Source organism: Pseudomonas sp. ADAK21 (genome assembly GCF_012935735.1).
GTDB classification, from domain to species: Bacteria; Pseudomonadota; Gammaproteobacteria; order Pseudomonadales; family Pseudomonadaceae; genus Aquipseudomonas; species Aquipseudomonas proteolytica.
The window spans coordinates 1000101-1017533 of the sequence record NZ_CP052857.1 but is presented as its reverse complement, the minus strand read 5'-3'; the positions used below and the strand labels follow the sequence as shown (position 1 = coordinate 1017533).

The 17433-nt window shown below is 59.4% G+C and carries 18 protein-coding genes; 3 read left to right on the top strand and 15 right to left on the bottom strand.

The annotated features are described in order from the left end of the window. Nucleotides 1-75 precede the first annotated feature (75 nt). From HKK57_RS04705 to HKK57_RS04690, 4 genes are all read right to left on the bottom strand, one after another. Nucleotides 76-315: a hypothetical protein gene (locus HKK57_RS04705; protein ID WP_143007606.1), complete on the bottom strand. Its 240-nt coding sequence runs from the start codon at nt 313-315 to the stop codon at nt 76-78. Nucleotides 316-428: 113 nt separating this feature from the next. Then, the gene (locus HKK57_RS04700; protein WP_169389841.1) at nt 429-2672 is read right to left on the bottom strand and encodes an ATP-binding protein; all 2244 of its coding nucleotides are present in this window, start codon (nt 2670-2672) and stop codon (nt 429-431) included. Beyond that, nucleotides 2669-3283, bottom strand: a complete 615-nt coding sequence (locus HKK57_RS04695; RefSeq protein ID WP_133715535.1) for a biliverdin-producing heme oxygenase — start codon at nt 3281-3283, stop codon at nt 2669-2671. Before HKK57_RS04695 ends, HKK57_RS04700 begins: the two co-directional genes overlap by 4 nt. Before the next feature lie 204 nt (nt 3284-3487). Further along, on the bottom strand, nt 3488-3865 hold the full coding sequence (locus HKK57_RS04690; protein ID WP_029300246.1) for a response regulator: 378 nt from the start codon (nt 3863-3865) through the stop codon (nt 3488-3490). A gap of 192 nt (nt 3866-4057) precedes the next feature. Here HKK57_RS04690 and HKK57_RS04685 point away from each other — a divergent pair, with 192 nt between their 5' ends. Further along, entirely contained in the window at nt 4058-4990 is a 933-nt protein-coding gene (locus HKK57_RS04685) for a hypothetical protein (RefSeq protein WP_169389840.1), read from the top strand. 17 nt (nt 4991-5007) lie between these two features. Here the strand turns inward: HKK57_RS04685 and HKK57_RS04680 are convergent, their stop codons facing one another. Further along, nucleotides 5008-5727: an SDR family NAD(P)-dependent oxidoreductase gene (locus HKK57_RS04680; RefSeq protein WP_070996880.1), complete on the bottom strand. Its 720-nt coding sequence runs from the start codon at nt 5725-5727 to the stop codon at nt 5008-5010. A gap of 177 nt (nt 5728-5904) precedes the next feature. Here HKK57_RS04680 and HKK57_RS04675 point away from each other — a divergent pair, with 177 nt between their 5' ends. Then, complete coding sequence (locus HKK57_RS04675; protein WP_029300252.1) at nt 5905-6465, top strand: hypothetical protein; 561 nt, start codon at nt 5905-5907, stop codon at nt 6463-6465. Between the two features lie 53 nt (nt 6466-6518). Beyond that, nucleotides 6519-6902, top strand: a complete 384-nt coding sequence (locus tag HKK57_RS04670; RefSeq protein WP_029300254.1) for a c-type cytochrome — start codon at nt 6519-6521, stop codon at nt 6900-6902. Between the two features lie 125 nt (nt 6903-7027). On the opposite strand, the gene phnX is transcribed toward HKK57_RS04670, so the two are convergent. The 10 genes from phnX to HKK57_RS04620 all read right to left on the bottom strand — a co-directional run bounded on the left by phnX (nt 7028) and on the right by HKK57_RS04620 (nt 17069). Beyond that, nucleotides 7028-7855, bottom strand: coding sequence for a phosphonoacetaldehyde hydrolase (gene phnX, locus HKK57_RS04665; RefSeq protein ID WP_169389839.1), 828 nt, complete (start codon nt 7853-7855; stop codon nt 7028-7030). 82 nt (nt 7856-7937) lie between these two features. Then, nucleotides 7938-8810, bottom strand: a complete 873-nt coding sequence (locus HKK57_RS04660; RefSeq protein WP_029300257.1) for a LysR substrate-binding domain-containing protein — start codon at nt 8808-8810, stop codon at nt 7938-7940. Between the two features lie 23 nt (nt 8811-8833). Beyond that, nucleotides 8834-10129: an MFS transporter gene (locus HKK57_RS04655; RefSeq protein ID WP_029300259.1), complete on the bottom strand. Its 1296-nt coding sequence runs from the start codon at nt 10127-10129 to the stop codon at nt 8834-8836. A 92-nt stretch (nt 10130-10221) separates the two neighbouring features. Then, a complete protein-coding gene (gene psrA / locus HKK57_RS04650) occupies nt 10222-11313 on the bottom strand; it encodes an iron-containing alcohol dehydrogenase PsrA (protein ID WP_169389838.1) in 1092 nt (363 codons plus the stop codon). 288 nt (nt 11314-11601) lie between these two features. Further along, complete coding sequence (locus HKK57_RS04645; RefSeq protein ID WP_154907808.1) at nt 11602-13404, bottom strand: B12-binding domain-containing radical SAM protein; 1803 nt, start codon at nt 13402-13404, stop codon at nt 11602-11604. Between the two features lie 26 nt (nt 13405-13430). After that, entirely contained in the window at nt 13431-14336 is a 906-nt protein-coding gene (yddG, locus tag HKK57_RS04640; RefSeq protein ID WP_169389837.1) for an aromatic amino acid exporter YddG, read from the bottom strand. Nucleotides 14337-14437: 101 nt separating this feature from the next. Further along, nucleotides 14438-15217 (bottom strand): AraC family transcriptional regulator, encoded by a 780-nt coding sequence (locus HKK57_RS04635; RefSeq protein ID WP_070996893.1) that lies wholly within the window; start codon nt 15215-15217, stop codon nt 14438-14440. A 102-nt stretch (nt 15218-15319) separates the two neighbouring features. After that, nucleotides 15320-15691, bottom strand: a complete 372-nt coding sequence (locus HKK57_RS04630; RefSeq protein ID WP_029300265.1) for a PH domain-containing protein — start codon at nt 15689-15691, stop codon at nt 15320-15322. A gap of 29 nt (nt 15692-15720) precedes the next feature. Beyond that, nucleotides 15721-16050: a hypothetical protein gene (locus HKK57_RS04625; RefSeq protein WP_169389836.1), complete on the bottom strand. Its 330-nt coding sequence runs from the start codon at nt 16048-16050 to the stop codon at nt 15721-15723. A 149-nt stretch (nt 16051-16199) separates the two neighbouring features. Beyond that, entirely contained in the window at nt 16200-17069 is an 870-nt protein-coding gene (locus HKK57_RS04620; protein WP_169389835.1) for an AraC family transcriptional regulator, read from the bottom strand. Nucleotides 17070-17433: the final 364 nt, after the last annotated feature.

Here is a 17433-nt window from a genome sequence, read left to right as displayed (position 1 = left end):
ATGACAGCGCAGGTTAGCGCAAGGGATGTCGGTGTTTTGTCAACGCGGCAGGTGCGGGGCCCCGGCCTGGATCATCTACAGCAGGTTCCCACGGCCGAGGCTGTCCAGCGTGCCGGTGCTCTTGCGGCGGTCGTTGGCCGAAAGGCGGTTGAAGTCATTGGCCGGGCCCGCGGCGAAGGGCTGGTCGTAGGAACGTTTGTTGCGCGTGAGGGCGGGTTCGTCCGAGTGTGCAGGGTACTGATGCAGGTGTACGAGGGGGGAAGTGATAGTGGCGATCATCGGTATCGTCTCGGTAAGAATGTCTGGCGCTGCCATGGCGACGCCAACGCTACCTAGCAGGCTGATAGTCGGGCTATAAACAACTCGCTTCCAAATATGAATGCGAAGATGGCGACGCTGTGGCAAACGGCTTGCCACAGCGCGCCCGATCAGAGGTGTGATTCTTTCGGCGCTTTTGGCACGGTAAAGCGGAACTCACTGCCACGTCCCAGCTCGCTTTGGGCCTCGATCCGGCCGCCGTGGGCCTTGACGATACCCTGGGTGATGTACAACCCCAGGCCGCTGCCCGTGGGATTGTTTTCGGTCAGGGTCCAATAGCGATCAAACACATGGGGCAACTGGTCAGGGGCAATGCCTTCACCGGAGTCACGCACTGAAAACACAATTTCCTCGTCATTGCTCATCGCCGAAATACCGATAATGCCCTGGCGTGGTGTGAATTTGATGGCGTTGCCGATCAGGTTCGACAGCACCTGGAACAGGCGCTCGGGGTCGGCGTTGATCTGCAGGCCGGGTTCGGCGTTGAACGACAGGTCCACGCCCTTTTCCAGGGCCAGGGGCGCCAGCAGTGAGTAGGCCTCTTCGAAGATCTGGCTGACGTCCAGCGGCACCGGCCTGACGGTGTAGCGGCCCGCTTCGATTTTTGAGGTGTCGAGCAAATCTTCCAGCAACACATTCATGCGCCCGGCGGCTTGTTGCATGGTGTCGATGGCCGAGGAAATCCGCCGCGAGGTGTGGGTGCCATCGGAACTGAAAGCCTTTTGCATCATGCCGCAGAGCATCGAGATCACGGTCATCGGGTTGCGCAGGTCATGGGATACCACGGCTACCAGCTCATCCCGGGCGCGCACGGCCTGTTGTTCGCGCAGGACCTGGCGGGCCAGGTCGTTTTCCAGGGCCGAGCGGCGCAGATCGTTGGCGGCAAAGCGGTCGCCGGGGCTCCACTTGGTGGAGATGCCGGCCATTTCCACCTTCCAGATTTCAAACGAGGTGCGTGGGCGAAGGCGCAGGCCAGTGTCGGATTTTTCCAGGGCCAGCGGTTTCTTCGGGTCGCCGCTCCACTGGATGTTCTCTTTGACTTCCGGGCGGAACCACAACACGCCGTTGTCTACCGGTTTGGGCAAGCTCATGGCCATGACGCCACTGGCTACCGCTTGATAATCCGCCGCGGGCGGGTAGACCGCTGACAGATGGTGGCTGGCAAACACCGGTTGCCCGGTGTCCTTCAACCACTTGTGCAAGGCGCGGATCTGCTCCGGCTCGGGGCAGTTGCCGTAGCGGTGCAGTTGCTGGCCTTCAATGATTGCCACGCCGCCGGCCTGCACCAGGTCCATCAGCACCTGCGGACATTGGGCCAGGCCGTCGAACACCGCGTCCGATGAGTTGCTCATTGCCTGGTTAAGTACGCCCAGGGCGTCGACCTTTTCTTCACGCTGGCGGCTGATATCCAGGGCTTCCATGGCGCTGATCTGCAGCGACAGCACCTGGCCGATGGTCTGGCAGGTGGTGCGCAGATCGTTGGGCACGTGCAGCGGCTCGCGGTTACCGCAGCTGATCAGGCCCCACAATTTGTCGCCCTTCATCAGCGAGATGCTCATGGACGACAGCACGCCCATGTTCTTCATGTATTGGCAGTGGATCGGCGACACGCTACGCAGGGTGGCGAAGCTCAGATCCAGCGGCTGTCCGGTGTCCGGGCGCAGCTTGGGCAGCAGCGGCACCGGCTCGTAGTCGGCATTGGGGATGATCCGCAACCAGTTGGTGCGATACAGCTCGCGGGCTTGTTGCGGGATGTCGGACGCGGGGAAGAACAGGCCGTTGAACAGTTCCATGGAGGGCGCGGATGCTTCGGCGATGACCTGGCCGTGGCCTTCCTCTTCGAAGCGGTAAATCAGTACCCGGTCATAGCCGGTCATGGCCTGGATTTCGCTCACGCTGATTTCGTACAAGGCTTGCAGGGTTTTCGCCGACTGCAACCGTTGCAGCATCTTGCCCAGGTTGCTGGTGCGACCATTCTGGGACTTGGGCTGGAAGTGCTCGGAGTGTGGCTCGAACTCCAGCACCAACACGCCTTGGTGGCGATGCAACAGGCCTTCGAACTGGCCACCGTTAAGGGTGACGTACAGTGGTGGGGCATCGATAAAGCTGGGTTGGCCGGCCATCTGGCGCACAACGTCGGTAGGTTGCGTGCCCAGCAGCGTGTCCAGTGGTTGGCCGAGCAAGGCCTCGGGCTGGTGATTGAACAGGCTGACCACGTTGGCGCTGACTTGCACGATCCGCAGGTCTGGTTCGCTCAGGGTCAGCAGCACGCCGTGAGGCTGGATCGCACCGGGAAAACGGATTGGCTCGTCAGCACAGTTGGCCAGCAGTTGTTCAAAATCATCGGGTTTCATAGCAGTACCTCCTGGCTGTCGAGCCATTGCTCAAAACAGCGAAATGTCGCACAGGCCGCGTCCACCGCCTGCTGACGGCCAAGGTCGTCCAGCGGGACGTGGCCCAGGTAGTCGAGAAAGTCTTTCCAGCGCCGACCGGTCTCGGCGCCATAAACATTGAGAAAGGCGCCGCCATTGCTGGCGTCCAGCCCCAGGCTGCGGGCCATCTCCCGGCGCAGCACCTGGCCGCCAAGGGTCGCGCCTTCGAGCACATACAACACGCCCAGGCAGGCGGCCGGCGTGCCGAGAGGAGGGAGGCTCGGGCAGAGGGGCAGGGCGACAATCGCTGGGTTAGCCAGGCCCAAGGCAATCAGGTCACTGTGCAGGGTTGGTGTTTTCACTCGCAGCGTCTGGTCGAATCCCACGGGAATCATCGCGCTGTCGTACAGTCGCGATTCCATCGGATGGTAGAAACCGTAGTAGGCCGCAAGCAGGCGGCCATACCAATCGGCATCCAGTCTCGGTGAAAAGAACGGCAAGCGTTTTTCCAGGGCCACATGGAGTTGGGCTGTGCCCGAGCGCAAGGCTTCAAGCAGGGAGGGCGCCGCGACGTCATGGGCCGGTGGATGCATGCAGGAAGCTCGGAGGGGTCGGCCAGGGCGGGCCATGGCTGACGCGTGAGTTAAGGGTGGGCGCACAATTCTATACGCCCGACCGTCTGTATCTGAGAGTCCATAACGAAAAACCTGACGTTTTCGTCAGAAAAATAACCGGATACTCAAAAACAGACCTCACACGCTGTCGCGAAGTTCGATTGCCGCGATATTGCGATGCTATTAGTGCAGGGATGTCCCTTGCACCAACGCGGCCTGCACACAGTCGAGCAGCCGCTCCGTGCTCCAGGGCTTGGGCAAAAACTTCACCGTGCTGCCCAGTTGTGCGGCCATCACCGTATTGCCTGAGGTCAGCACCACTGGCAAGGATGGCCAGCGATGGGCCACGACCTTGCTCAAGTCATAGCCGTTGAGCAGGCCGGGCATCTGGATATCGCTGACAATCAGGTCTACTGGATCACTGGTCCTCTCCAGAAAAATCATCCCCTCATCGGCCGAAGGGAAAGAGGTCACCACGGCGCCGAATTCCTCCAGCACGTCCACCATCAGCGAGCGAATAATCTCGTCGTCTTCCAATACCAATATCGATGGCTGAGCCATGATCCTTACTCCACCATCTGGGTTGAATAAGGTGGAGTGGCCTGTCAGGGGTTAGGTTCGATTGGATGTTTTTTATTCGATGGGTGGTCATTTGGTGGTATCTACGGCGCCTGCACAACCGCTATAGCTTGCGAGTCTTGGGTGGGTTAAGCCAGGATGTGGGCCGGAAAATTCACCGCAAGGAATGCCAGTGTGAAAGAAATGATCGGCGCGTTGATCGTCGTTGCCACCGTTTTGTTCGGTTGCACCGGGGTGTTGGTGGCAGTGGCGTTCAGCACCAAGAAAAGTCGCCTGGAAATACTCAAGAGCTTGAGCGGCATGAGCCTTGGGCGTGATCGCTTTATCGGGATAGCGCAGTTGTGGGCCAGTTGTTTCCAACGGGTGTTCGGGCGCACGTTACTGGCCAGGCGCCAGTTGATCAGCATCCCGCTGTACACCTTGCTGGTGTCACTGGTGTTTTTTGTCGTGTGGCTGCTGGATCTCTACCTGTTTAAAAACCCTGAGCACGTGTTCAATGTGCCGCCGCCGCCCAATGTGCTGCAGGCGATCAAGGACTTTTATAGCAAGGGCCTGCTCGTCGCGATCGCGATCGATTGCGTGACCATCCAATTGACGAAATGGAGCATCAATGTTGGGATGCGCCGCGGCTTTGGTTCGTGGCGGTTTTTGTGGTGCTTTTCGGCGACGATTGCCTTGGCGTACCTGCTGTTCAGCGCGGCGGTTTACTGGTTTCGCTGGTCGGATATGAGCGAGCTGTACGCCATGTTGCCCGCCGACGAAGTGCGGCCGACGATCGCGTTCAGTCCATTGCGCGATGTGCTGTATTCGATTTCGCTGTTTCAGCCCGTGACGTTTATCTACGCCACGTCCGAAGGTTTTATCTCCAGCTACTTCATGCCTGAGCCGATCCTGTTTTACTGCGCGGTCACCGGCACACTCTCACTGCTTACCATCACCGTGGCCTACCAGTTCGCCAGGGGCGCTGAATGGCTGCGACGCTTGTGCATGGGGGTTGTCAGCCACGTTGGCACGCCCCGGACCAACGCCATGAGTGTGGTGTTCATGATGTTGCTGGGGCTGGTGTTGGTGCCGTTGTGCCTGATGGCGATCTACCTGGCTGTCTGAAGATTCGGCCTATTGAGTCAGAAGCGCTCGTCGAGCAAGGCCGGCAACGTCAGCTCCTTGACGAAGCTGGCCGATGACAGGCTCATGGCCATGCGCACCACCTGCACCACGTCATGTACCGGGATCAACTGCCCGTCGCCGCGCTGCTCGGCCTCAAGCCGTGATGTGCTCAACGGGTCTTCGGTATTCAGGTAGCCCAGGTTCAGGCAGGTCACGCCCAGGCGCTGGTGCCGATAGCCTTCGCGCAGGGCATCGGCCATGCCGCGCAGGGCGAATTTCGACGCGCCAAACGTGACTTCCGGGCGCCCGCTCTGGGGCAGCCCCGAGGTCGAGCCGGTCAGGATGATGCGTGGGTTGGGGCTTTTTAACAGTACGGGCAGCAGGCGCTTGATCAGCAGCAGAGGCGCGGTGATGTTGCAACTGACGATGGCTTCCAACTGCGTGTCTTCATCCTTGAGAAAGCTGTAGGCCTCATCGAACGCCCGATCCTCCCAAATGCCCAGGTTATAGATCAGCGTGTCCAGGCCGTCCTGCGCCACTGCTTGTTCGATGAGCTGCGCGGCCTGTGCTGGTTGGCCAAGGTCGGCTTCTACCCACGACACTTCGGCGCCGGTGCTGGAGACCAAGCCAGTGGGACGGCTGCGCGAGACACCGATCAAGGTATCGCCCACTCCGCCCAGGCCTTCCATAAATGCCCTGCCCAAACCTTTGCTTGCACCGACCACCATGGTTCTCATCGATCGCTCCTGAACTGACGTGCTGAGGGAAAGTGCGCATGCAAGCAGAGGGCGGGAGTGATGGCAATTAAATGGCTGTGTCTAAATGTTATGCCAGGTACAGGGAGCGATTTGTCTCGAGTTGTTTTAGAGTGATGGCTCTTTGCCATTTATCCAGTCGACGCTAAGGAAGTAAAAATGAAACGGATCGAACGCGACTTCATCACCCTGTTCAATTGCCTGTGGTATCAGGATTTTCCGGTGGAGGTCGATGCCGTCACCAACCGTGCGGGCTGGACGATTCATGTGGGGTTGGTAATGCGCGAATGCGCGAAATTGCTGGGCGCACGTGCTTATTTCGAACAGGGCGGGCGTACCGATGCGGTCCTGAAGTATCCCGACAAGAGCATTTTGTCCAATGTCGAATGGGAGTGGGTCCAGTCCCACAACGATAAAGTGGATGAAATCAGCAAGCTGTTTAAAAACCATGAACAGGCGGCGTTCTCCACCTTCGTGTCCTACAGCACCAAAAGCCATTTGCCCGAAGCCATCGAGAAGGCTTCCAAGCTCTGGGCCAAGGCCAGCACGCCACTGATCTTTTTCGTCGTGACCTTTGAATCAGTTGGGCGCGACCGACACTTCCTTGAACTGCAAACGCACTTTTTCAGCCGTGGCAAACACAAGAAAATCCGTTCGCAGCCAGCCCTGCCTTGGCAGATCAACCGGGCACGCTTCAATAACGTGGACGAGGACAAGTAAACCGCAGGCATAATTGCCGCCTTCACTGCTGAAGCCCTGACCTGGAGCCCCTGATGAAACCCGCTGCCTTACTGACTCTTTTGCTCACTGCCGCGCTCTTTAACACTTCGGCGATGGCAGCGGGTGATGCCGAGGCGGGTGGCAGGTTGTTCACCAAGACCTGCGGCGGTTGCCACAGTGTCGGGTTGAATGCACGCGGCGGTTTCGGGCCACAGCTCAATGGGGTGATCGGGCGGCTGGCGGGTACCACGGCGGACTATCAGTATTCCGACGCGATGAAAAACTCAGGTGTGGTGTGGACGCGGGAAACACTTGCCGCCTATATCGAGAACCCGAAGAAAGTGGTGAGCGGCACCCGTATGATTTTCTGGGGGATCAGCGATCAGGAGAAGATCGAGAACCTGCTGGCGTATCTTGAGACTTTCCAGACGCAATAGCCCAAACCAGCCGCTACGAATATCTGATACACGGCATTTGGCTGGTTGGGGCTGCTTCGCAGCCCAGCGCGGGCGATGCGGCGCTCCGACAAGCCCGCTCGCCACAGACGAGCAGGCTGCCAGGATCAGGTGCCCTGGGGTGTTTCACCACGCGCTAGTCGCCCATTGATGTCATCGATCACCGCCGGCAGGTCGACGATGGTATCGATCAGGTAGTGCGGCCGCGCACCCTCAAACATCTGGGTAATACGCTCACGCTCCTGGGCCAGTTCTTCGGCCGGTAGCGCTTTGTATTGTGCGTAAGTGCGCCCCAGCGCGTTGCCGGAGCAGGTCAGCGCCACCGTCCACATGCCGGCACTGCGCCCTTCCAGGATCCCTGGCCAAGTGTCATCGACCTTGACGCATGCCGCCACATCGCTGATGCCCAAGGCGATCACGTTGGCCAGGGCCTGGGCTGGATGTGGACGTCCGTTGGGCACTTCGTCAGTGGCCACCACATGATCGGCCACGTAGCCATTTTGCCGCGCCAACTCAACCACCTTGGCCATCACCACCGCCGGATAGCCCGAGCACGAGCCGATCTTCAGGCCTTTGCCCCGCAGGGTTTCAATTGCCTGCAGTGCGCCGGGAATCACCGCCGAATGCAGGGCGATTTTCTCGATCTGCAGTGGCATGAAACGCTCATACAGGGCGGTGACGTCCTCGTCGCTCGGCAGGCGATGGAACACAGCGCGATAACGTTCGGCAATCTGCGGCTGATTGCACAGGGTGCGGATGTGATCCCACTTGCCCATGCCCATGGGGCCGCGCGCTTCCTCCAGGGAAACCGCGACGCCGAACTCGGCAAAGGCTTCGACAAAAATCTGCGTGGGGGCGAAGGAGCCGAAGTCGACGACGGTGCCGGCCCAGTCCAGGACCACCGCTTGCAGCTTGGCAGGTTGTTGGTAATGCATGAGCAATCTCCAGTTTCGGGTATGAGTGGGCCGTCCCCCGATAAACGGGGTAAGCCGGTTGCGTACAAAAAAATCAGGCGATTCAGGTAGCCGGTATGGGGCTGGCCTCAAACAGTTCGGCGATCATCGGGCGGTTGCGCCGGATCCCCAGGCAACACAGGTGGTAGTCGATGGAAAACGGGTGATCGACAAAGGTGATCGGGGTGGTGCCCGGCGTTTCGGCGTACTCCACCGCCGACACAAAGCCGATGCCGATGCCCTTGGCGATGGCATGCACGATGGCCTCGCGGCTGTTGAGTTGCATCACGCAGTTGAGGTCCACACCCAGGCGCTTGCAGCTTTCTTCCACCAACTGCCGGGTGCGTGAGCTGCGTTCGCGCATGACCCAGCGCTCCTGGCTGATCTGTGCGACGTGCACCTCTTTCTGCGCCGCCCAGGGATGGTCGTCGCGCACCACCGCGATGATCGGGTAGCGGCGGTATAGTTGCGTGTCGAAGCGTCGGTCAAATTCCGAGAGGGCCAGGATTGCCACGTCGATATCAAAGTTGAACAGGCGGTCGAGGGTTTCCTTCTCCGGGGAAAACGAGGTTTCCAGCTCGATGTCCGGGTGGCGTTGCATCAACTCGTACGTCAGGTTCATGGCAATTGGCGGCGACACCGCGCCCAGGCGCAACATCCCGGTCTTGCGCTGCTTGAAGCTGTGCAGCAATTGCATGGCCTCATCCTCCTGGCCGAACAGGCCCTGGGTGATTCCGTAGAGCGCGTGGCCGGCCGCGCTCATCTCGATAAAGCGCCCACGGCGGTGGAACAACTCCACCGAGAACTGCTTTTCCAGGGCGTTCACCTGTTCGCTGACCGTTGGCTGGCCGACGCTCAAGTACTCGGCGGCGAGGGTGAAACTACCGGTCTTCGCCACCGCATGAAACGAACGCAGCCACTTGTGGTACTGGTACATAACGGGTCCTGTTCCAGAGGGCGTCAACGGCGGATAAACAGGGCCACCACCGCGCTGCACAGGCAGGCCGAGGTGACGACGATGAAGATCAGCGACGTATTGCCGGTACTGTCGAGCATACTGCCGATCAGCGGTTCCGCCAGGCCAGCGAACAGATAAGACGAGAAGTTCATCACACCGGTTGCGGTGCCTGCGCGCTTGGCGCCTACCAAGTCCGGGCACAGAGCCCAGAAGCTGGATGCCGGGCCGTAGACAAAGAACCCGCACAGAAACAGCGCCACCAGGCCGATTGCACTATGGGGCGGCAGGCTCCACATCCACAGGCTGGTGGCGGCGCCTAGGAACATATAGAGCATGATCGCCAGGTAGCGCTTGGAACCGAACAGCTTGTCGGATACCCAGCCATTGCTCAGGGCGCCGACGGCCATGCCGACTGGCAGGGCGACGGTGATCCACTTGGGATCGATCATGCTGTCGCCGCTTTTCCAGTTGGCACCGAGAAAGTGCACCGGCACCCACACGATCAAGCCGTAGCGCGCAGCGTTCTGAAAGCCCAGGGACACGGCGGCGATGATCAGGCGCGCGTTTTTCAGCACGGCTTTGTAGCGCTGTGCCGAGGTTTCTTCGGTGTCCTGGGCCACTTCATGGCCCTTGTCCTCGGCGTTGGCCACGCCGGTATCGGCCAGGGGCTCGAAGCCAAGATCCTGCGGGCGTTCACGGGCCACCAGGTAAAACAGGATGCCCCCGGCCAGCATCAGCAGGACCGGCAGGCGGAAGATCCAGCGCCATTCCAGGTGCAGCACTTCCAGCACCACGATGGAGGTCACATAGGACAGCACCGACGCACAACCGGCGGCGAACACATAGAAGCCATAGACCCGGCCGCGCTCGCTGGCGCTCCACCAATTGGAGATCAAGCGGCTGCCCGGCGCCCAGCCCAGTGCCTGGAAGTAACCGTTGATGCCCCACGGCAGGATCAACCCGGCAAAGCCACTGGCAAAACTGGTGACCCAGTTGGCGCCACAGGACAGCACCGCGCCCAGGGTCATGATGCGCCGGCCGCCGAATTTGTCGGCCAGGTTGCCGTTGATCGCCTGGCCAATGGCATAGGCCCAGAGCATGGCGGCCGAGATCCAGCCCAGCACCTCCTTGGTCAGGCCGAACTCGGCCTGTATCCCCGGGATGGCGAAGCCGAAGGTCTGGCGCCCGGTGTAGAAAAACAGGTAACAGAACATCGCCGCCAGCAGCATGCGCCACTGGGCAACACGGAACGACGCCGAGCGAACGGCAGGGACAGGCAGGGTGTGTGCACGATTCATGATGTTTTCCTTATTGTTATTCGCCCCCGAAACCGCAGCGACGGGGTGGCACGCTTTACAGGTGCAAGAGGAAAGACTGAATTGCGTTGGGCTCAGGCGGCCCTGGAACCGATAAAGTTCTTGCCGCGTGCCCCTTGCAGGGCGAAGCGGATCATCGCGTCGGCCTCGGTGGGCGTGACGCCGTAGTCGGCGAACTCGGTTTTTACGTCCAGGCTGTGCAGGAAGTTGCGCAACTGGGTCTGGGCTTTATCCAGGTCATTGCCGAACACCCGGCGCAGCGTGTGATCGCGCGCCGCGTCATGCCCCCACGCCAACCCCAACACCAACGGCAAGGTGAAGGAACAGGCGATGCCATGGGGCAGGCCGTGGTGCAGGGTCATTTCGTAGGAAATGGAGTGGGCCAGGGCGGTCTTGGTATTGGAAAACGCCAGGCCTGCCTTGAGTGCCGCCAAGGCCATGCGTGAGCGTAACTGCGGGTTGCCGAGGTCATGCCGCAGTGATGGCAGGCATTCCAGGATGTCCTCGATGGCCGATACTGCGAAGGTGTCCGAGACCGGATTGGCGTTGATGTTCCAGATCGCCTCCAGGGCATGGGACAAGGCGTCCAACCCTGTCGACACCGTAACCCCGGCCGGCACTGTCAGCATCAACTGCGGGTCGATAATCGCCACTGTCGGCCAGGTGCAGTCCAGGTGCAGGGAGTACTTCTTGTGGCTGGCCGAATCCCAGATCGTCGCCCAGGGCGTCACCTCGCTGCCGGTACCCGCGGTGGTCGGCGCCGCGATCAACGTCTTGCAATGGGCCGGTACAAACGGTTGGCCGGTCGCCAACAACGCCAGCAACTCATCGAACTGCCCGGACTCGGTCCCGACAATCAATGCCTTGGCCGTATCAATCGCACTGCCACCACCGACGGCCAGCACCACATCACAACTTCCGGCCTGCTGCCAGAAACGCTCATAGGTGCCACGCAGTTGAGCGACATCGGGGTTGGGCTGCACATCCTCGACCACATACACCAAGCGCTCGCCCAGCAGTGCCTGGATCCTCTGCACCAAACCCAGCGCACGGGCTTCAGGAAAGGTGACGAGGGCGACAGTCTGGTGTGCGGTGATACTGGCCAGGTCTTGCAGGCAGCCCCAGCCGAAGCGGGTGTCTACCGGGTTGTGGAATCGGGCAGTCATGGCGTGTTCCTGGTTTTTGTTGTTGGAAGTGGCGCCAATAGTCGGTGAGGGTGGGGGAGAGCTCAAATCGATAGATTGGGGGGATGGATTGGTTGGGCCGATAGTGGGGGGATGCACAGCAGAGTCGCAACTTCGGGATTCGGTTGGCGGGCAATGGAGCGGTGGTTGTGGTTTCAGCGTTCGTTGGCGTCGTTTGGTATCGCAGGTATTTGCGTGGAGGGTAGGGAGCAGTCTCACATGTGATGGCACACTCCCTCGCCTCTGCGCAGATAAGTTTCAACCCCAATATCAAGCGTCTACGGGCCAGGTGCCTCGACGCACCATCTCCCTGACACGGTCTGCGCCATTGGCCCTGACCAGCAACTCCATGCGGGCTTTTTCGATAGCCTCGGCGCTCCATTGATCGGTTGCCATGGTGGCTTTTTCATGGGACCAGCCGTTGTCGTAGTGACGCACGACAAATTGCTGCTGGTACTCCCACATCGGCGTCCCGGGAATTGGGGTGACGATAAACGGGTTGGCATAGGCCATGCCGGCGCCCATCAGGTTGACGGCGTAATCGATGGTCCGGTCGATCAGTTCCAGGCTTTCTACAAAAGGTTTTTGCCCAGGCCCCGCAGGCGGGTTGACGAACCCCAGCATGAAGCCGCCAGTAACTTGAATCCCGTATTCGGTAAAGATTTCGATGAGTTCGAACGTTGATTGTTGAATGGCGTTGAGTCGGGACTTGTTGGAGTTGAGCAGGGCGTCCTCGTTAGCGCTCTCCACCGCAAGGTAGATGTTGTAGCAGCCATTTTCGGCAATCGAGCGAATGAACTCCCTTGCCGTCAGTCCTCCTTTGACCGCTTCGATCACATTGCGATATTGGGGGTTCTTGCGCTCCTTTTCGTCCATCTGGGCGATAAAACGCTCACCCAGGTGCAGCAGGATCAGGTTGAAGAGGCTCAACCCGCCTTCCTCAACCCAGGGCAAGTCATGTTTTTTCAGCAGCCGACCGACCTCCATGGCATACAGCGGGTCGTGCATCAGGTGATCGTCCTCGATCAACACCTCGGTCACGCCTTGCTTGACCAAGTCGGCCAAGTGCAGGTCAAACCAGTCGAGGCCCAGGGCGCGCCAAGGGCCATTGATTTTCGGGATGTAGCAGAAGTTACAGTTCACGTTGCAGCCAATCGTGGAGAATATCTGCGCCCAGGCACCGTACTTGCGCACCCGTGCTCCGGAGGAGTGGTAGGGCTGCAGGTAATGGTTCATGTCCAGGAAGCTGAAATCCGGCAAGGGCATCAGGCCAAGCCGCTCGTCGAGGTCCTGGCGCTTGGGGACGATGCTCAGATAGCTGGACTTGTGGCTAGGGCGAACCAGTTGCCCACGGCTGTCGCGGTAGGCCACGCCAGGCACGGCATTGATGTCGGTGCCCTCGTGGGTCAAGGCATCGAGCAGCAGTGTGAAGGCGCGGTCGGCTTCGTTGATCAGTGCAAAGTCGAAGGCCGAATCCAGCAGCGCGTTTTTCCAATCGCCACTGGAATGAGCACCGCCGGTTACCAGGACCAGATTGGGGTCGATATTCCTTACCAGTTCAGCCAGTGCACGGGCATTGCCCCATTGCACGGTGTAGTTGCATTGGATGCCGACAATATCGGGCTGCGCGGTTTCGATGATCTTGCGCATCTGCGCATCGGTCAGGCCGTAGCGGATCAGGTGGCCCTGGTCGACCTTGACCAGGCTGGACTCCTGGGACCAGCCGGCAAAGGGCGCATCGACAATCTGCACCTCATAACCCGCACGCCGGGCGACGGTGGCGATGCGCAACAGACCGATGGGGGTACCGGCACGTTTCATGACTTCAAATGTATCAATGCCGATGCGGGCGAATGCGCTGTCGTCCAGCGTGGGCTCGATCAGGCGCGTGTAAGGGGGAACAAACAACAATACGCGAGGGGCTTCGCCATTGGCACGCCGGCGGATGCCGGTGCGGCTGCTCAGTAACGATGGCTGTCCCAGGTGACTGAGCAAGGGCCGTGTGGGCGCAACCGAAAAACCTGGGCCGCAGCTCTCGATCCTCACGGTATCTTGCGAAGCGATCAAATCCATTTGTCTATCTCCTGGGGGGCTCGATATCAGCGTGAGGTTTTGCGTGAGCGTGAAGTGGCAATGACGGCCCCTGCGATGATTAACGCGGCAGGGAGCAGCAGGATCGGCTTGGCGTCGCTTTGCCCTACGGCAATCAGCAGCAGTGTGGAGAACAGCGGCGCCAGGTAAGACAAGGCGCCAAGCATCGCCAGGTTGCCGTGCTTGGTTGCGTGATCCCATGCGAAAAAGGCCAGGCCTACCGGGCCGAGCCCCATCGCGACGATTGCCGCCCATTGGCCCGCGCCAGGCTGCACTGTGGTTTCGAAGGCCAGGTGGCACAGCAATCCGGCGATTGCGACCAACCCGCAAATGCCGCCGATGATGCTGCTGGGGACATTGCTGAAGCGCCGGTTCACCACCGAGTAAATCGACCAGACCCAGGCACAGGCAAAGGCAGCGGCGTAACCGACAATCGGCATCGCCAGGCTTTCACCCTGGGCGCGCTGTTGCATGATGAAGGCCGTCCCTGCCAGACCGAGCAATGCCCCCAGTAGTTGGCGCTTGCGCAGCGACTCTCCAGTGGAAAACCCCGACAGCAGGACGATCAGCAGCGGCCACAGGTACGCAATAAGGCTGGCTTCAGCCGCCGGCGCGGCCTTCAGGGCGAAAAAATACAGAGAGTGATAGACAAAGATGCCGGCGAAGCCCGTTGCCCACACGTACCAAGGCTGGCGCCAACTGCTGAACCCCTCAGCGCCGCGCATACCCAGCATCAACAGACTTGCCACGAATGCGACGGCGAAACTCGATGCCAGCAACTGAAAAGCCGGGATTCCTGCGGTCAATGTGGTCAACAGTGCCAGGCACGCCCACAAAAACACTGCAATGACCCCAATCAGGGTGGCACCTGCGGCGCCCTTGGCAAGGGTGAAGGATGCGTTGGAAGTGCTCATGCGGCCCCGTCTTTAGATGATCCTAATGCCGGGACAATAAAAAAGTTTCGAGGGGCGCGTATTGATCGGGCCTGCCAAAAAAATGTTCAGGCCTGCTGTTTTCAATGATCGCGTGCTTGTTTACGCACAGCCGCCGGGGTGAGGTTGCGGGCTTTCTTCAGGGCATGGCTCAACGCACTCTGATCGGCATAACCGGCGCGGTGCGCAATATCAATGATCGACAGCGAGGTCTGGCGCAACAGATCGACGGCCAGGTTCAGGCGCAAGGTCGCGATGTGGGTGAACGGGGTTCGTTTCAGGTGTTGTCCGAACAGTACATACAAGCGCCGCTCGCTGGTGCCCGCGTATCGGGCAATGTCATGCACTGTCAGGGGCATACTCAGGTGCTGTTCGATGTAGGTCAGCGCCCTGGCGAGAATGAGTTGCCCGGGGTCGTTCGGCGGGGCGTCGGGTTGCAGCAATGAGCCCAACAGCAAATGGCTCCATGACTGGGCCATTTCTGGTGAGTTGACCAGCCATGTTCCGTTGTTGTTTGCGTAGTCGAGTAAATGCCGGATCTGGGGGCGGACCGCGAAAAAGCGTTTGTCATGGAGCGGATCCAGGAGCTGCGCGGTGCTTGGCTGCTGTTGTTCGGCAGGCGGCATCAACACGTCCAGTACCAGGAAACTGTTACGGGTATTGGCCAGGAACGTATGCCGGGCGCCGGCGGCAATCACCACGCCCTGGCTCGCATCGACTTTGCCACCCCATCCGTCGACCTCAATCTCCATCGACCCGGATTGGGGGAGGACTATTTGATGAAAATCGTGCTCGTGCAGCTCGATCTGCCCGGAATAAGAGCGCAGCGCCAGAGAGAACGATTGGGGGGGAGTGGCGCTCATCCGTGACGCTCCTTGGGCTGAAGCACTTATCCTACGTCAGCCATCGGGCTGGGAGCCAGAGCAATGAAACAGTTGGCAACCGCTGGGAGTATTGCCAGCCGATCATCCCAACAGATGTTTAGAGATCAGCCTGGAGATTTCGACAATCGAGGTTTTGCCGGTGAACTCGAACTTCACTTTGCCCAGCGATGAAAAGTAAATCTCCAACTCCGAATCCAGATCGAACGTGCCGGAGGTTTCCACCGAGTACGCGACGATGTTCTTGTAGGGCAGGGAGGTGAAGTCTTTCTTGCTGCCGGTGATGCCTTGTACGTTCACGGCGATGATGCGTTTGGTGGTGAACACCACGCCGTCGCGCATGGCTTTATAGGCATCGACTACTTGTTCGTCATCGAGCAACAGCGAAGCAACGCGTTCGGCATACTCGTTGTTTTGCTTGAGTTTGAAGAAGCCTTTGTTGTTGAAGTCGATCATTGGACGGTCCTTGGGGGGCTGGGAGGGTGCTACAGGATTGCCTTGAGGTAGTCCTTGAGTGCTTCGAGTGGGGGATTGAGTTCCTCTAGTGTCGAGGCTTGCTGGACGTCAGTCATAAGCTTTTGCAGCTCGCGGCCCAACACCGTGTCGGCTCCGCCCAAGGTCGCCAGGGCCTGCTTGGTGCATTCATCTAGCTTGCGTTGGATGGTTGGCAGGTCGCCACTGCGCACCAACAATCCAAACACCTCCCGCTCGTAACCGTCCATGACCAGATCGTCGCGCAGGATCGGGCTGCCATCTTCGGTCTCATGCACCAGTTTGAGGGCGAATAGAGCAACGGCTTCGAGCGTCAATTCCATGGTCCTGGGTCCTCTCCTATGGAGTGCGGCGGGGGTGGTCATTTTTCTGCAGGCGAAAAAAAGACCTTGAGTTTCAAGGTCTTTCTTTAAAGCATTAATGGCTTGATTTGTATAGATTAAATTGGATGTGGCGGTAGGTGGGTGGCGCGTTATTGCAGGGGTACATATATGTCAGTCTGCCATTGATCCTGCGGGGTCTCGGGATAAACGCTCAGATAATCGAAGAACAGGGGGTGGTCGCGCAGTTCCTCGCCGCTGGTGGGTAGCCAGTCGCGATAGATCGGGTAGATGGTCTCGCCGATGTGGTCCGTCGAGCCCACGTGGCGCACGACAACGCAACGTCCTCCTGGGATAACGCGCTCGGTTACGCCGAACTCATTTGCGGCCACGGCTTCGTTAATTTCGCCGCAGAGAGCAAACCGGAATGCTTCGGGCGGGGTTGTATCGGGGTTGCCGAAAGGAATGCCAAAGCTGCGACTTGATTGCACGGGCGACTGCCCGCTGCGCATGCGCCACTCGGAAAACCTGCGCACACTCTCGCTAACGAGCCCGGGAGCGCCACAGTGTTCGAGTGTTGCCACTCTGACGGGGTGAAACTCTACGATTCGTACGTGCATGATGATGTTCCTTGAGAAGTGAGGGATGGTGAACACCGAACTCCAGACCTGCCAACTGGGCTGCTTCCTGAACGCACTCGGTGCCATACCGAACGCTCGCCGGAATGCCCTGGAAAAAGCCTCGGGGCTTTCGAAACCTGCACCGAAGGATGCTTCCAGTACCGAGTAACCCCGGGTGGAGGCCAGGCAATGCGCCGCGCGTCGTAGCCGCATCAATTGCACGTAGCGTGAAACTGGTACGCCGACGAAGGCAGTGAATTGCCGATGGAAGTGAAACGCCGAAAAATTCGCCACTTGGCTCAACGCCTTCACGGACAGGTCACCTTCGAGATTGGCTTCTATATAGGTGAGGACTGCATTGAAGCGTTGTGTGTAGGCGGCGTTGCTCGACAAGTCAGACACTGGATGGAGGCTCCTGGAGTTCGGTAGGCCATAGCGTCAGGGATTCCCGCATGCCCGCGCCTAGCCGTGCTTGCTGAGGTAGTGCTTGGGCTGTCTAGGACGTTTCATGATGGCAACTCAGGCGCTTTGCAAAGAATTTTCAGGCGGGGGTTGACCACGTGTTTTAATCCTGTATTATTCGCCTCCCGCTGACGAGAGATCGGAAGCGCAAGTGGTTGAAGTTGTTGAGGAAAACCTCGAAAGCTTCTGAAAATAACCACTTGACAGCAAATGAGGCTGCTGTAGAATGCGCGCCTCGGTTGAGACGAAAGATCTTAACCAGCCGCTCTTTAACAACTGAATCAAGCAATTCGTGTGGGTGCTT

Bases quoted from the DNA above. Each gene is read 5' to 3' on its own strand.
- HKK57_RS04690 (WP_029300246.1), bottom strand. From the start codon at position 3,865: ATGGCTCAGCCATCGATATTGGTATTGGAAGACGACGAGATTATTCGC.
- HKK57_RS04630 (WP_029300265.1), bottom strand. From the start codon at position 15,691: ATGATCGACTTCAACAACAAAGGCTTCTTCAAACTCAAGCAAAACAAC.
- yddG (WP_169389837.1), bottom strand. From the start codon at position 14,336: ATGAGCACTTCCAACGCATCCTTCACCCTTGCCAAGGGCGCCGCAGGT.
- HKK57_RS04705 (WP_143007606.1), bottom strand. From the start codon at position 315: ATGGCAGCGCCAGACATTCTTACCGAGACGATACCGATGATCGCCACT.
- HKK57_RS04645 (WP_154907808.1), bottom strand. From the start codon at position 13,404: ATGGATTTGATCGCTTCGCAAGATACCGTGAGGATCGAGAGCTGCGGC.
- HKK57_RS04660 (WP_029300257.1), bottom strand. From the start codon at position 8,810: ATGTACCAGTACCACAAGTGGCTGCGTTCGTTTCATGCGGTGGCGAAG.
- HKK57_RS04695 (WP_133715535.1), bottom strand. From the start codon at position 3,283: ATGCATCCACCGGCCCATGACGTCGCGGCGCCCTCCCTGCTTGAAGCC.
- HKK57_RS04625 (WP_169389836.1), bottom strand. From the start codon at position 16,050: ATGGAATTGACGCTCGAAGCCGTTGCTCTATTCGCCCTCAAACTGGTG.
- HKK57_RS04655 (WP_029300259.1), bottom strand. From the start codon at position 10,129: ATGAATCGTGCACACACCCTGCCTGTCCCTGCCGTTCGCTCGGCGTCG.
- phnX (WP_169389839.1), bottom strand. From the start codon at position 7,855: ATGCATTACCAACAACCTGCCAAGCTGCAAGCGGTGGTCCTGGACTGG.
- HKK57_RS04635 (WP_070996893.1), bottom strand. From the start codon at position 15,217: ATGAGCGCCACTCCCCCCCAATCGTTCTCTCTGGCGCTGCGCTCTTAT.
- HKK57_RS04670 (WP_029300254.1), top strand. From the start codon at position 6,519: ATGAAACCCGCTGCCTTACTGACTCTTTTGCTCACTGCCGCGCTCTTT.
- psrA (WP_169389838.1), bottom strand. From the start codon at position 11,313: ATGACTGCCCGATTCCACAACCCGGTAGACACCCGCTTCGGCTGGGGC.
- HKK57_RS04680 (WP_070996880.1), bottom strand. From the start codon at position 5,727: ATGAGAACCATGGTGGTCGGTGCAAGCAAAGGTTTGGGCAGGGCATTT.
- HKK57_RS04700 (WP_169389841.1), bottom strand. From the start codon at position 2,672: ATGAAACCCGATGATTTTGAACAACTGCTGGCCAACTGTGCTGACGAG.
- HKK57_RS04675 (WP_029300252.1), top strand. From the start codon at position 5,905: ATGAAACGGATCGAACGCGACTTCATCACCCTGTTCAATTGCCTGTGG.